Below are 14,678 nucleotides of genomic sequence, written 5' to 3' on the forward strand. Positions count from 1 at the left end.
CAAGTTGATCAACCACTGAGAGAAGGCGCAGGCTAGAGAGCTGCCAAGGCCTCTCCTATCATTCCGAATGATAGTTACCTTCGCCCCGTTCGATTCGTCCGATACAACCCCGCCGCGCATGATTCGCCAATCTCAACACATTGGCGGATGCATCCATGGAACAGTCACTCAAACATTTGCGCTTCCCGTTGGCCGTTTTGGCCGTACTGGTGATGAGCGCCTGCGGCAAGGCTCCGGAAACTGCCGCCACCCTGCCCGCTGCCAAAGTCAGCGTCGCCAAGGTGCTGGAGCAGCCGGTCAACGAGTGGGACGAGTTCACCGGTCGCCTTGAAGCGCCGGAAACCGTAGAAATTCGTCCACGGGTCTCGGGCCAGATCGACGAAGTGGCGTTCACTGAAGGCGCACTGGTCAAGAAAGGCGACTTGCTGTTCCAGATCGACCCCCGTCCGTTCCAGGCCGAGGTCCGCCGCCTCGAAGCACTGGTTGCCCAGTCCCGCGCCAACGCCACCCGCAGCGAAAACGAAGCCCAGCGCGGTGAACGCCTGCGCACCAGCAACGCGATTTCTGCCGAGCTGGCCGATTCGCGTACCAGCGCCGCACAAGAAGCCCGCGCAGCCGTTGGCGCCCTTCAGGCGCAACTGGATCTGGCCAAACTGAACCTGAGCTTCACCCGCGTCACCGCGCCCATCAGTGGTCGCGTCAGCCGTGCGGAGATCACCGCTGGCAACCTGGTGACCGCCGATACCACCCCGCTGACCAGCGTCGTCTCCACCGACAAGGTTTACGCCTACTTCGACGCTGACGAGCGTGTGTTCCTCAAGTACACGCAACTCGCTCGCCAGGGCAAACGCGGCGCCACTACCCCGGTTTACATGGGCCTGTCCAACGAAGACGGCAACCCGCACCAGGGTCAGATGAACTTCATCGACAACCAGGTCAACCCGAAAACCGGCACCATCCGTGGTCGCGCCGTGTTCGACAACAGCGACGGCAGCTACACGCCGGGCCTGTATGCACGGCTGAAACTGGTGGGCAGCGGCACCTACAGCGCCATGCTGATCAACGATGAAGCGGTTGGTACCGACCTGGGCAAGAAGTTCGTGCTGGTGATGGATGCCGACAACAAAACCGCCTACCGCGCGGTTGAACTGGGTCCGAAAATCGAAGGCCTGCGCATCGTGCGCAGCGGCCTGAACAAGGACGACACCATCATCGTCAAGGGCCTGCAACGGGTACGACCTGGCTCGCCAGTCACTCCTGAAGTGATCCCGATGGCCAGCGAACAAACACTCGCGGCCCTCGCCCAACAACGACAAGCGCTGGAAGCCAGCAACCTGCCTCAAGTCGCGCCTGCCAAGGTCGCGCCGGGTACGGTTGTGAAAGTGGCTGCTGCGACTCCACGCGGTTAAGGGATAACGACTCCGATGAATTTTTCCCAATTCTTCATTTCACGGCCGATCTTCGCCGCGGTGCTATCGCTGCTGATCCTGATCGCCGGTGCCATCTCGCTGTTCCAGTTGCCGATCAGCGAATACCCGGAAGTGGTGCCGCCGACCGTGGTGGTCCGCGCCAACTTCCCGGGTGCCAACCCTAAAGTCATCGGTGAAACCGTGGCCGCTCCGCTGGAGCAAGCCATCACCGGCGTCGAGAACATGCTGTACATGTCCTCGCAGTCGACCGCTGACGGCAAGATCACCCTGACCATCACCTTCGCCCTGGGCACAGACCTGGACAACGCGCAGGTGCAGGTGCAGAACCGCGTGACCCGGACCGAGCCGAAACTTCCCGAGGAAGTGACGCGCATCGGTATCACCGTGGACAAGGCGTCGCCCGACCTGACCATGGTTGTGCACTTGACCTCGCCGGACAAACGCTACGACATGCTGTACCTGTCCAACTACGCCCTGCTCAACATCAAGGATGAGCTGGCGCGTCTGGGCGGTGTCGGCGATGTGCAGTTGTTTGGTATGGGCGATTACTCGCTGCGGGTCTGGCTCGACCCAAACAAGACCGCTTCGCGCAACCTGACCGCAACCGACGTCGTGACCGCGATCCGTGAGCAGAACCGTCAGGTCGCGGCCGGTGCGCTGGGTGCGCCGCCTGCGCCAAATGCCACGGCGTTCCAGTTGTCGGTTAACACTCAAGGACGTCTGGTGTCCGAGGAAGAGTTCGAGAACATCATCATTCGCTCCGGCGACGACGGTGAAATCACTCGCCTGAAAGATATCGCTCGCGTTGAACTGGGCTCCAGCCAATACGCCTTGCGTTCGCTGTTGAATAACCAGCCGGCAGTGGCGATCCCGATCTTCCAGCGTCCAGGCTCCAACGCCATCGAAATTTCCAACCAGGTTCGGTCGAAAATGGCCGAGCTGAAGAAGAACTTCCCGGAAGGCATGGATTTCAGCATCGTCTATGACCCGACGATCTTCGTGCGCGGCTCCATCGAAGCGGTGGTTCATACCCTGTTCGAAGCGCTGATCCTCGTTGTCCTGGTGGTGATCCTGTTCCTGCAAACCTGGCGCGCCTCGATCATTCCGTTGGTGGCGGTGCCGGTTTCGCTGATCGGTACGTTTGCCGCGATGCACTTGTTCGGCTTCTCGTTGAACGCCTTGTCACTGTTCGGCCTGGTACTGGCGATCGGGATCGTGGTCGACGATGCGATCGTGGTGGTGGAAAACGTCGAGCGAAATATCGAACTGGGACTGACGCCGGTCGAAGCCACCAAGCGTGCCATGCGTGAAGTGACCGGACCGATCATCGCCACGGCGCTGGTGCTGTGTGCGGTGTTTATCCCGGCGGCGTTCATCTCCGGGTTGACCGGGCAGTTCTATAAGCAGTTCGCCCTGACCATCGCGATTTCCACGGTGATCTCCGCCTTCAACTCGCTGACCCTGTCGCCGGCACTGGCTGCCGTGTTGTTGAAAGGTCATGACGCACCGAAAGACCGTTTCTCAAAGGTACTGGACAAGATCTTCGGTGGCTGGTTGTTCCGTCCGTTCAACCGCTTCTTTGAAAAGGCCAGCCATGGTTATGTCGGCACCGTTGCCCGCGTGATCCGCTCAAGCGGTATCGCCCTGCTGCTGTATGCCGGCCTGATGGTCCTGACCTTCTTCGGTTTCTCCAGCACCCCGACCGGTTTCGTACCCGGCCAGGACAAGCAATACCTGGTGGCCTTCGCGCAACTGCCGGACGCCGCGAGCCTGGACCGTACCGAAGACGTGATCAAGCGCATGTCTGACCTGGCCCTGAAACAGCCTGGTGTGGAAAGTGCTGTGGCCTTCCCTGGCCTGTCGATCAACGGCTTCACCAACAGCCCGAACGCCGGCATCGTGTTCGTGACGTTGAAACCGTTCGATGAGCGCAAAGACCCGAGCATGTCCGCCGGCGCGATTGCCGGTGCCTTGAACGGCCAGTACGCCGGGATTCAGGAAGCCTACATGGCGATCTTCCCGCCGCCGCCGGTACAAGGCCTGGGCACCATCGGTGGTTTCCGCCTGCAAATCGAAGACCGGGGCAACCTGGGCTACGAAGAGCTGTACAAAGAAACCATGAACATCATCACCAAGAGCCACAGCGTTCCGGAACTGGCCGGCCTGTTCACCAGCTACACCGTGAACGTGCCGCAGGTCGATGCCGCCATCGACCGGGAAAAAGCCAAGACCCACGGCGTGGCTGTCAGCGACATCTTCGACACCCTGCAGATTTACCTGGGTTCGCTGTATGCCAACGACTTCAACCGCTTCGGTCGCACCTATCAAGTCAACGTTCAGGCTGAACAGCAGTTCCGCCTCGAATCCGACCAGATCGGTCAGCTGAAAGTGCGTAACAACAAGGGCGAGATGATCCCGCTGGCGACCTTCATCAAGGTCAGCGACACCTCTGGCCCGGATCGCGTCTCGCACTACAACGGTTTCGTCACCGCAGAAATCAACGGTGCCGCAGCCCCGGGCTACAGCTCCGGCCAGGCAGAAAAAGCCATCGAGAAACTGCTCAAGGAAGAACTTCCGAACGGCATGACCTACGAATGGACCGACCTGACCTACCAGCAGATCTTGTCCGGCAACACCGCGCTGTTCGTGTTCCCGCTCTGCGTATTGTTGGCGTTCCTGGTGCTCGCGGCGCAGTACGAAAGCTGGAGCCTGCCACTGGCAGTGATCCTGATCGTACCGATGACCCTGCTGTCGGCCATCACCGGTGTGATTGCTTCGGGCGGCGACAACAACATCTTCACCCAGATCGGTTTGATCGTACTGGTGGGGCTTGCCTGTAAGAACGCGATTCTGATCGTCGAGTTTGCCAAAGATAAACAGGAAGAAGGCATGAACCCGCTGGCCGCCGTGCTTGAAGCATGCCGCCTGCGTCTGCGGCCGATCCTGATGACCTCCTTCGCGTTCATCATGGGTGTGGTGCCTCTGGTGTTCTCCAGCGGTGCCGGTGCCGAGATGCGTCATGCGATGGGTGTGGCGGTGTTCTCCGGAATGCTCGGGGTGACCTTCTTCGGTCTGTTGCTGACGCCGGTGTTCTACGTACTGATCCGTAACTTCGTCGAACGCGGTGAGGCACGCAAGGCCGCCAAAGCGCTGAAACTGCAAAATCAGCTGGAGTCGCATTGATGAGTTTGAAAGCCTTCCTGCCGAGCCTGCTGGTACTGGCGCTAAGCGCCTGTGCAGTCGGCCCGGACTACAAGACCCCAGCCACTGCCCCGGCGAACATCACCACCGCCACCGATGGTGCGGCCGGCCAGAAAAACTTCGACCGCTCGCGTTTCGAAGGCATTTGGTGGCAGCAGTTCGAAGACCCGACGCTCAACCAATTGGTGAAAGAGTCCCTGAAAGGCAACCGCGATTTGCGCGTAGCCTTCGCTCGCTGGAAAGCGGCACGGGCGATTCGCGATGACGTCAGCAATGACGCCATGCCGACCGTCACCAGCCGTGCCAGCGGTGAATTGGGTAAAAGCCAGATTCCGGGCGAGACCACCAATCGGGTCAATATCGAACGCTACGACCTGGGCCTGGACATGGCGTGGGAGATCGATCTGTTCGGTCGAATCCAGCGCAACCTGGAGTCGGCCAACGCCGAACAGCAAGCGTTCGAAGCGGATCTGTACCAACTGCAAGTCACCATGATTGCTGAACTGGTGGACTCCTATGGCCAACTGCGGGGTGCGCAACTGCGCGAGAAAATCGCCCTGGCCAACCTGCAGAACCAGCAAGAGTCGCGCAAGATCACCATCAGTCTGCGTGATGCGGGTGTTGGCGATCAGCTCGATGTTGAGCGTGCGGATGCGCGTTTGGCCTCTGTTGAAGCCAGCGTCCCGCAACTGCAGGCCGAGCAGGTTCGGCAGAAGAACCGCATCGCCACGCTGCTGGGTGAACGTCCGGACAAGTTGAGCGTGGATCTGAGCCCCAAAAACCTGCCGGCGATTGCCAAGGCTCTGCCGATCGGCGATCCAGGTGAGCTACTGCAACGCCGTCCGGATGTTCTCAGTGCCGAACGGCAATTGGCGTCGGCCACCGCCCGTATCGGCGTGGCCAAGGCTGATCTGTTCCCCAAAGTCAGCTTGAGTGGCTTCCTTGGCTTCACCGCCGGGCGTGGTTCGCAGATCGGTTCTTCGGCGGCTAACGCCTGGGCACTGGGCCCGAGCATCACTTGGGCCGCATTCGACCTTGGCAGCGTGCGCGCCCGTATTCGCGGCGCCGATGCTGACGCCGAAGGCGCGCTGGCGACTTACGAGCAGCAAGTGTTGCTGGCCCTGGAAGAATCGGAAAACGCCTTCAGCGACTACGGCAAACGCCAGCAGCGTCTGATTTCGTTGATTCGTCAAAGCGAGTCCAGCCGATCCGCTGCCGATCTGGCGGAAATCCGCTATCGCGAAGGCACGGTGGACTTCCTCGTCCTGCTCGATGCCCAGCGCGAGCGTCTGGCGGCGGAAGACACCCAGGCCCAGGCAGAAGTCGACCTGTACCGCGGCATCGTCGCGATCTACAAGGCACTCGGCGGTGGCTGGCAGCCAGAGACGGTTGCCAGCAAGTAACGTTTTTTAAAGAGCTCCTTTGGTTGGCCGCAACCAACCAATTCCTTTGCCCCGCGCCTCATTCGGTCGCGGGGCTTTTTTTGCTCACAACACAACTCCCTGTAGGAGCTGCCGAAGGCTGCGATCTTTTGACTTTTCTTTTTTAGATCAAGATCAAAAGATCGCAGCCTTCGGCAGCTCCTACAGGGTTAGCGGTGTTCCTGGACGGTCACGGTTGCCGTAGTTCCAGCCCGCAATTTGTCTTTACCGGCGTAGTCAGCATCGATTTTGATCCGCACCGGCACCCGTTGTGCCAGTTTGACCCATGTATAGCTGGGGTTGATATTGGCCAGTAGCCGCCCGCCGGGCACGTTTTCCCGGTCGGCAATGGCGAAGGCGATGCTTTGCACGGTGCCGCCAAAACGTTCGCCACTCATCAACTCGATGTCGACCCGGTCACCCTCCCTGATTCGCGGCAGCTTGGTTTCTTCGAAGTAGCCGCTGACATAAAACGAGTCAGCGTCCACCAATGCCACCAGCGGACCACCCGCCGTTGCGTAGTCGCCCTGGCGGGTCAGCAGATTGGTGACAAAGCCGCTGATCGGCGATTCGACTCGGGTACGTGCCAGGTCGTGCTCAGCCTCGGCCAGTGCGGCGATGGCCAGTTGCACGTTGGCCTGGGCAAAACCCAGGTTGGCCTGGTTGCGCAGCAAATCAGCCTGGGCCACCGAGACTTCGGTGCTGGATTTCTCCCACTCTTCGCCGGAGATCGCCGAGCGCTCCTTGAGGGTCCGCCGGCGACGTTCTTCGCTTTGACGCTGCCTGAGCAGCGCCTGGCTGGCAACAATGGTGGCCTCGGATTGCCCGAGTGAAGCTTTCGCCACTTCCACCGATCGTTTGGCGTGTTCCACCGCCAGTAGGTAACGCGAGGGATCGATCTCCAGCAACAACTGGCCCTTATCCACGTGCTGGTTGTCGTGCACGCCGAGTTTGACGATGCGTCCCGCGACATCGGCAGACAAGGTCACCACATCGGCCCGCACTCGGGCATCGCGGGTCCACGGCGCGCGGGTGTAATGCTCCCAGGCAAACTAGCCGAGCACAAATGCCAGCGCCACCACCGCCAGCGTCGTAAGTTGCGCAAGGATCTTCTTCACGGCATCAGGCTCCCATCAGCAGGATCAGCGTCGCGCACACGCAGGCGTACAACGCGCCTTCGAACAACGCTTCATGCCAGACAAACTGCAACACGCCGAGGCGCCGAAGGATCCAGTCCAGCACCAGGAAAACCGGCACTCCCAGCAGTAACGCCTGGGCGATGGGCGGCAGGTAGACGCCGCCTATTTCCAGATCAATGGGCAAGCGCAGGCACTCCTTGCAAGTTGACGGATTCGAAGTGTCGACGGTGGCGTTCAAGGAATGACACCACGATCAACAGCGCCACGCGCATGCGGAACACCGACCACAGGTGTTCATGGACGCTGGAATGCAGCGCGTCCAGTTCATCGCCCAATGCGTGCAGTCTGTCGAGCACGCGATCCACCTCAATGTCGGGCCGACCAGCAACCAGCCTCCCGATTTCGCGAACCGTGGCGAACAATCGACTTTGCATCTGCGGGTTGAGCAACGTGTTGTTCTGCGTCTGCTGCCTGAGCTGGTTCAAGGCGATGCCGAGCGCCATGCATCCCAGACTGACGTCGAACAGGTCTCGCGATGGCTTGTCCTGAATGGCGGGCAACAACCCCAGCATCATGGTCAAGCGGTCGACCATGCGACTCTCGAAGGCAAACTGGTTTTCATCGGTGGCCGGGGTTTTCAGCAAGGCGTAGACCTGCTCGCAGTTCTCCTTGTACAACCGGCGAATCCGCAACACCGGCCTGAAGGGGAATATCAGGGCATAGACACTCAATGCCAGCGTGGCCGCGCACACATAAGCGCCGGCAAACTCGAACCACTGGATCGCGCTGTTTTGTCCTGTCCCGGTGTTTTGCGGACCCAACAACAGACACGTCATCAACCCGAGCCCAATGCCCGTGCCGGTTGTGGCCGGGCTGGACAGGCCCACCGCAACCGCATACAGCAATGGTGCCAACAGCAGCGCCAATAGCTCAAAACTACTGATCATCGGCACCAGCGCAAACTGCAGAAAGGACGAAAACACCAACGCCAGCGCAAGCCCCCGGGCAAAGCTCTGGGCAGCCAACAGCGGCCGGGGAAACGTCGCCATCAAGGAACAAAGAATCCCCACCACCACCATCCCGCCCCGGGCACCGTCCCATCCGGTTTCAATCCAGATCAGCCCGGCCACCATCAATGCGCAGTAAGCGCGGATGGCGTTCATCGCCGCCAGGGTGAAATCCAGATGCAACGGGTTGGCCTGACCGCGATAAACACTGCTGGCCTTGCGTCCGCTCTGGATCACATCGCTCAATTCCAGAATCGTTTCCAGCTGCTGCAGCATGCGCGCCTGTTCCCAGCGCAACGACCATGACAGCGAGCGCAAAGTCGCTTTCAAGGGCTCGATCAGTTGCTCCGAACGGTAAGCCAGCGCGTCGAAACGCTTTTGTAACGCAGAAAACTGGCGCCGCTGCTCGCTCGACAGCGCTCGTCCTTCCCGGGCCAGTTCATCGAGAAAGACCAGTTCTTCGGTAAGCAAATGCTGTATTTCACTGGGGATCTCGCCTTCCCAGCGTTCCAGCAACAATTCGCGCTGATGGCGCAACGCGGTGAGCCTTGCCGTCAGCAGCACCAATTGATTGCCAAGCAATTGCACCAGATCGTCTGCACTACGCAACCGCGGCGCGTCGTAATACAAATGCCGGCGTACCCCTTCCAGAGCACTGATTTGCCCAAGCAGCTGCATTTGCCGACGATGAAAGTCGGCCTCGCTTTCCTCGGTACGAATAACGGCGGCGGCATGGGTCGCCAGCAACTTGATCACTTGGTCGATTCTGGCGAAGTAATCCTTGGCTACCGACTCCGGGCGCGCGGTGAGCAGACTGACGACACAGACACAGGCCACCGCCAGCAATGTCTCGGTCACGCGGGTCACGGCCAGCAAGAAGGTGCCATCCTGATCCGGCACCGCCAGCAGCCCCACCACGACCGCCGTATAGCCACTGAGCACAAACGCCTGGGAGCTGGTGTAGCGCAACAAAGTGCCACCGGCAGTGCACAGCGCCAGCCACAACGACAAGGTAATAATGAAAGGCAACGGGGCCTGGGGGAAAATCGCCATGATAATCACGGCAACCGCCGCGCCCACGGTGGTGCCGATGACCTGACCGAAACTGCGAGCCAGCACCATCCCGCCCAATGGCTGACTGATGATGACCACGGCCATGATTGACCACTTGGGCTGGTCGAGGTCGAACACAAAGGCCAGGTACAGCGTCAACAGCCCGGCGGCAATGGTTCTCAACGCGAACAGCAACACCCCGGGACCGGGGTGGATGATCGTCTTGAAGTATTGCAGTAGCGCCTGCATGGGAACGCTCGTGGACCGTTATCCAGAAAGCGTAGTCACAGCATCGGGGTCCCGACAGGTTTCAGTGTCGACGGCACTCGTAGGGCATTTCGTTGATCAATCGGATGGCCGCTTGGCCGGTGAAACCCCCTTAAAGAGGGTCAAGGTTTGACTCACAGCCCTCCCTGACCGAAGCTGACCCCTTTGCAAAAGCTTCCCAGCCCGGATTCTGCATGTTCAAGTCCCGCCGTTATCTACTTATCAGCCTTTGCGTCCTGTTCGCCATCGTCCTTGCATGGACGTTTCTGCGCAGTACTACCCCTGCAATACCGGAGGCCATCAAACGCGGTTACAGCGAAGCATTGACGAAGGCCCGTGCCGGCCAGCCGGGTGCGGCGCGGGTGCTTTACCAGCAACTGGCTCGCCCCGATATTTCACCGAAACGGCGCGTGTGGTTGCATGCCGAACTGCCCAACTACCCCAGTTCCGTGGCCCTGAAACTGGCGGATGCGGACTTGCAGCATGAGGCGCCCGAGGTACGTATTGCGGCGATCAAAAGCATCAGCGGCTTGGTGCCCAGTGGTCAGCGCAGTCTGTTGCTCGGGCCGCTGCTCGATGACAGTGACCAGAATGTGCGCTTTGCTGCGGTCAACGCTTTGCTGGGGCTGTCGCCGGATGATCTCGGCTTGTATTTCGGGCCTCTGGAACAGGCCATCGATGCCTGGCAACAGGTATTGAAAAGCGCCCCGGAAAGCGCTGAAAACCAATATCAGCTGGCCCGCTTGTACCTGCACAACGCCGAATTCAAAGAGGCACAACAGGCTCTGGAACAGACCTTGCGCCTGGCGCCCGACAACCTGCCGGCGCTGGTGATGCAGATTGAAGTGCTGGATAAACTCGGCCAGAACGACGCGGCCCAACAGCTGTTGGCCAAACAACTGAAGGCGCAACCCGACTCGGCGTATCTGCAACACGCACTGGGACTTTGGTTGTTGCATCACGATCAAAGTGAGTTCGCCCTGCTCGGCCTTTCCAAAGCGGTGGAACTTGAGCCTGACAACAAGGATTACCGCTACGACTTGGCCACCACGTTGCACGGAGAACAAGAGCTGGAAGCGGCGCAGAAGCAGTTGCAGGAAATCGTCCAGCGTCATCCGAATGACCGTAAGGCGCGGGTCTTGTTGATCAATTACTGGAAAGAAAGCGGACAACTGCAGAACGTGCAGATTCTGTTGGCGCAGCTTGAGCAGATGAACCCGGATGATCCGGCTTTGCAGCAGGGGCTTTAAAGCAAAGATCGCAGCCTTCGGCAGCTCCTACAGGGGAATACTTTCAACCTGTAGGAGCTGCCGAAGGCTGCGATCTTTTTGCTTACAAAAGGTTGAACGCTCGTCTCGGTCAATGGTCAAGTGAAACAGGCAGTCGATTGCGGCCTTAACGCCCGCAGCCTCGTTCCCCTGGTCAAAAGAGGGCATTTTTTGTCTACATCCAATGAGTTCATCAGTGCAAAAGCCGCCACCGGCATCGAAGGTCTGGATGACATTCTCGATGGCGGATTATCCCGTGGTCATGTGTTTTTGCTGGAGGGTGAGCCGGGTACCGGCAAAACAACCGTCGCGCTGCACTTTCTAATGGCCGGCGCCCGCGCCGGCGAACGCTCTTTGTACATCACCCTGTCCGAAACCGAGCGCGAACTGCGCCAAGGCGCGCGCTCCCATGGCTGGGAACTGGACGAAAGCGTGCATATCTTCGAGCTGACGCCGCCGGAAAGTCTGCTCAATGCCGAGCACCATCAATCGCTTCTGTATTCCTCGGACCTTGAGCTGGGTGAAGCGACAAAGCAGATTTTCGAAGTGGTCGAACGGGTCAAGCCGACCCGCGTGGTGCTGGATAGCCTGTCTGAAATTCGTCTGTTGGCGCAAAGCTCTTTGCGTTACCGCCGGCAGATCCTCGCGATCAAACACTACTTCGTGCGCTATGACGCCACGGTGGTACTGCTTGACGACCTGACCACCGAATCCCTCGATAAAACCGTGCACAGCGTGGCCCACGGGGTGATTCGCCTGGAAGAGCTCACGCCCAACTATGGCGCCGAACGCCGGCGGATCCGCGTGGTGAAGTACCGTGGTCAGAAATACCGTGGCGGCTATCACGACTTCACCATCATGGCCGATGGTGTACACGTGTTCCCGCGCCTGGTGGCTGCCGAACATCGCGGTCGTTATGTGCGCCAGCAGTTGACCAGCGGCATCGCGGAAATGGATGCGCTGCTCGGTGGTGGCATTGAAACCGGTTCGAGCACTTTGATTCTCGGGCCGGCGGGCACCGGCAAATCCCTGATCGCCATGGTCTTCGCTGCAGCCGCTGTAGCGCGGGGTGAAAAAGCGGCGCTGTTCATTTTCGATGAAGAACTCGGCTTGCTGTTCGAACGCATGAAGAACATCGGTATCGACCTCAAGGCCCTGCAAGGCACCGGCAACCTGATGATCGAGCAAGTGGATGCCGCCGAACTCTCCCCTGGCGAGTTCTCTCACCGGGTGCGTCGCTGCGTCGATGAGGGCGAGATCAAAACCGTGGTGATCGACAGCATCAACGGCTATCAGGCGGCCATGCCCGAAGAGAACGCCCTGGTGCTGCACATGCACGAGCTGCTGCTGTACCTCAATCGCAAAGGCGCGGCGACATTCATGACCGTCGCCCAACATGGACTGGTTGGCGATATGCAGGCGCCGGTGGACATTACTTACCTGGCCGACACCGTGATTTTGCTGCGCTACTTCGAAGCGGTAGGCAAGGTACGCCGGGCGATTTCGATCATCAAGAAGCGCACCGGCAGCCATGAATCAACCATTCGCGAATATCGCATCAGTTCCAATGGCATGACCATCGGCGAACCGCTGGATTCATTCCAGGGGGTATTGCGCGGTGTCCCCACCTATATAGGTGCGAGCAATCCGTTGCTCGGGGATGAAGCCCCGTGATGATCCGTGAAGCAACATCAGAACGAGCGATCATCCTGGCTCCACAGGGACGGGACAGTCAGGTTGCACTGATGTTGCTCAATGAGGCCGGGGTCGACGGGATCATCAGTAGTGATTTGCCGAAACTCTGCCGTGAACTGGAAGAAGGTGCCGGTCTTTTACTGATCGCTGCCGAGGCATTGTTGGGCTACGATCTTGAGCCACTTCTTGGTCTGATCGATCAACAACCTGCCTGGTCAGACCTGCCCATCGTCCTGCTGACCCACCACGGCGGTCCGGAACAGAACCCGGCGTCACGTTTCGGCCCGCAACTGGGCAACGTCACCTTCCTCGAACGGCCTTTTCACCCGGAAACCTTGATCAGTCTGGTGAACACCGCACTACGCGGTCGCCGACGACAGTACGAAGCCAGGGACCGGCTGGTCGACTTGAGTCAAAGTGAGCTGCGCCTGCAAAACACCCTCGAAACCCTTGAGCAGCAGGTTGAAGAGCGCACCGCACAGTTGCGGCACAACGAAGAGGTCTTGCGCCAATCGCAGAAAATGGAAGCGGTTGGCCAACTCACCGGCGGCATCGCCCACGACTTCAACAACATGCTGACCGGCATCATCGGCAGCCTGGAACTGTTGCGCCGGCGCCTGGCCCGTGGGCGCACCGAGGATCTGGACAGCCTGATCGACCTCGGCGTGACATCCGCCAATCGCGCGGCGGGACTGACTCATCGTCTGCTGGCGTTTTCCCGCCGCCAGTCACTGGACTCCAAACCGGTGGAGATGAACAATCTGGTGGTGTCCATGGGCGAGTTGCTGCAGCGCAGCATCAACGAAAGCATTCGCCTGGACATGCAGCTGAGCGAGCAACTATGGGTGGCCGAGGCCGATCCCAATCAGCTGGAAAGCGCCCTGCTCAACCTGGTCATCAATGCCCGTGACGCCATGCCCGACGGCGGCAATCTGGTGGTAACCACCGCCAACCGCAAACTGGACGCCGAGTTCACCAAACCCCACAGCAATTTACAGCCCGGCGACTACGTAGTTCTGAGCGTCACCGATAACGGCTGTGGCATGCCGGAAAGCACCATCAATCGTGCTTTCGATCCGTTCTTCACCACCAAGCCTATCGGTCAGGGCACGGGGCTTGGGTTGTCGATGATCTACGGTTTCAGCAAGCAATCGCGCGGGCACGTGGCCATTCAAAGCGAAGTGGGCGAAGGCACCACGGTCAGTTTGTTCCTGCCGCGTTTCGGCGGCGACCTGCCGCAGGACTACCCCGTGGACAATCATCATCCATTGTTCGCTCAGGACGGTGAAACGGTGATGATCGTCGAAGACGATCCGGCGGTGCGGGCGTTGGTCAGCACGGTGCTAAGTGACTTGGGTTACGCCTTTGTCGAGGCCTGCGATGCCGACAGCGCGTTGCCGATCTTCGATTCCACCCAGCGTATCGACCTGTTGATCAGCGACGTCGGGCTACCCGGCATGAATGGCCGGCAGCTGGCAGAAATAGGCCGACAGTATCGGCCGGGACTCAAGGTGTTGTTCATCACCGGCTACGCCGAACATGCGGCGGTGCGCGGTGGTTTCCTCGATTCAGGCATGCAGATGATCACCAAACCGTTCACCTTTGACCTGTTGACGGCGAAAGTGCGAGAAATGATCAGCGTCTGAAACATCCCCCTGTAGGAGCTGCCGAAGGCTGCGATCTTTTGATCTTGATTTAAGAAAGAACAAGATCAAAAGATCGCAGCCTGCGGCTGCTCCTGCACGGAATCAGGACAGCATGTCCTGCATGATTTCCTGCAACACATCCAGATCGAACGGTTTGCCCAGGATCGGCGCCTTGCGCGTGATCGGGCTGTCGGTCTCGCGAATTTCCTGCGGATAGCCGCTGATAAAAATCACCTTCAGTTCCGGTCGCAGTTTTACTGCCGGCTCGGCGATCTGCACGCCGGAGATTCCGCCAGGCAGGCGGAAGTCGGTGATCATCATGTCCAGGTGCGGCTTGCTGGCGAGGATTTCAAAAGCCTGCTCGCCGTTTTCGGCCTGCAGCACCCGGTAACCCTCCCCCGACAGATAGGCCGACAGCACCATCAGAATCGAGGGGTCATCTTCGACGATCAATACGACGTCTTGTGCATCTTCACTCATGGGAAGCCTTTGTTCGGTCAATAGCTGCTGATACGACCGTGGGGTCGTTCAGAGGTTGCGTTTATCTGGCT

General features: G+C 59.5%; 9 protein-coding genes and 1 pseudogene. 6 read left to right on the forward strand and 4 right to left on the reverse strand.

The annotated features are described in order from the left end of the window. The first annotated feature begins 155 nt into the window (after positions 1–155). Genes mexE through NL64_RS02355 form a run of 3 tightly spaced genes read left to right on the forward strand, consistent with a single transcriptional unit; the run spans position 156 to position 6,034 of the window. The gene (mexE, locus tag NL64_RS02345) at positions 156–1,409 is read left to right on the forward strand and encodes a multidrug efflux RND transporter periplasmic adaptor subunit MexE (RefSeq protein ID WP_034146546.1); all 1,254 of its coding nucleotides are present in this window, start codon (positions 156–158) and stop codon (positions 1,407–1,409) included. A gap of 15 nt (positions 1,410–1,424) precedes the next feature. Further along, a complete protein-coding gene (locus tag NL64_RS02350) occupies positions 1,425–4,613 on the forward strand; it encodes an efflux RND transporter permease subunit (protein ID WP_034146547.1) in 3,189 nt (1,062 codons plus the stop codon). Then, positions 4,613–6,034 carry an efflux transporter outer membrane subunit gene (locus NL64_RS02355; protein WP_034146548.1) on the forward strand — a complete coding sequence of 474 codons (1,422 nt, stop codon included), beginning with the start codon at positions 4,613–4,615 and terminating at the stop codon, positions 6,032–6,034. Before NL64_RS02350 ends, NL64_RS02355 begins: the two co-directional genes overlap by 1 nt. Before the next feature lie 188 nt (positions 6,035–6,222). On the opposite strand, the pseudogene NL64_RS02360 reads toward NL64_RS02355, so the two are convergent. The 3 genes and pseudogenes from NL64_RS02360 to NL64_RS02370 all read right to left on the reverse strand — a co-directional run bounded on the left by NL64_RS02360 (position 6,223) and on the right by NL64_RS02370 (position 9,500). Next, a pseudogene (locus tag NL64_RS02360) lies at positions 6,223–7,170 on the reverse strand (HlyD family efflux transporter periplasmic adaptor subunit). 4 nt (positions 7,171–7,174) lie between these two features. After that, positions 7,175–7,375 (reverse strand): DUF1656 domain-containing protein, encoded by a 201-nt coding sequence (locus tag NL64_RS02365; protein ID WP_034146549.1) that lies wholly within the window; start codon positions 7,373–7,375, stop codon positions 7,175–7,177. Then, positions 7,365–9,500: an FUSC family protein gene (locus NL64_RS02370; RefSeq protein ID WP_034146550.1), complete on the reverse strand. Its 2,136-nt coding sequence runs from the start codon at positions 9,498–9,500 to the stop codon at positions 7,365–7,367. The genes NL64_RS02365 and NL64_RS02370 overlap by 11 nt, the downstream gene beginning before the upstream one ends. Before the next feature lie 212 nt (positions 9,501–9,712). Here NL64_RS02370 and NL64_RS02375 point away from each other — a divergent pair, with 212 nt between their 5' ends. The 3 genes from NL64_RS02375 (at position 9,713) to NL64_RS02385 (ending at position 14,127) form a co-directional block, all read left to right on the forward strand. Further along, positions 9,713–10,768 (forward strand): tetratricopeptide repeat protein, encoded by a 1,056-nt coding sequence (locus tag NL64_RS02375; RefSeq protein WP_034146551.1) that lies wholly within the window; start codon positions 9,713–9,715, stop codon positions 10,766–10,768. Positions 10,769–10,957: 189 nt separating this feature from the next. After that, on the forward strand, positions 10,958–12,460 hold the full coding sequence (locus NL64_RS02380) for an ATPase domain-containing protein (RefSeq protein WP_034146552.1): 1,503 nt from the start codon (positions 10,958–10,960) through the stop codon (positions 12,458–12,460). Then, positions 12,460–14,127, forward strand: coding sequence for a response regulator (locus NL64_RS02385; RefSeq protein WP_437176904.1), 1,668 nt, complete (start codon positions 12,460–12,462; stop codon positions 14,125–14,127). Before NL64_RS02380 ends, NL64_RS02385 begins: the two co-directional genes overlap by 1 nt. A 102-nt stretch (positions 14,128–14,229) precedes the next feature. Here the strand turns inward: NL64_RS02385 and NL64_RS02390 are convergent, their stop codons facing one another. Continuing rightward, complete coding sequence (locus tag NL64_RS02390; protein WP_034146554.1) at positions 14,230–14,607, reverse strand: response regulator; 378 nt, start codon at positions 14,605–14,607, stop codon at positions 14,230–14,232. Positions 14,608–14,678 lie beyond the last annotated feature (71 nt).

The organism is Pseudomonas fluorescens, assembly GCF_000802965.1.
Lineage (GTDB): Bacteria > Pseudomonadota > Gammaproteobacteria > Pseudomonadales > Pseudomonadaceae > Aquipseudomonas > Aquipseudomonas fluorescens_A.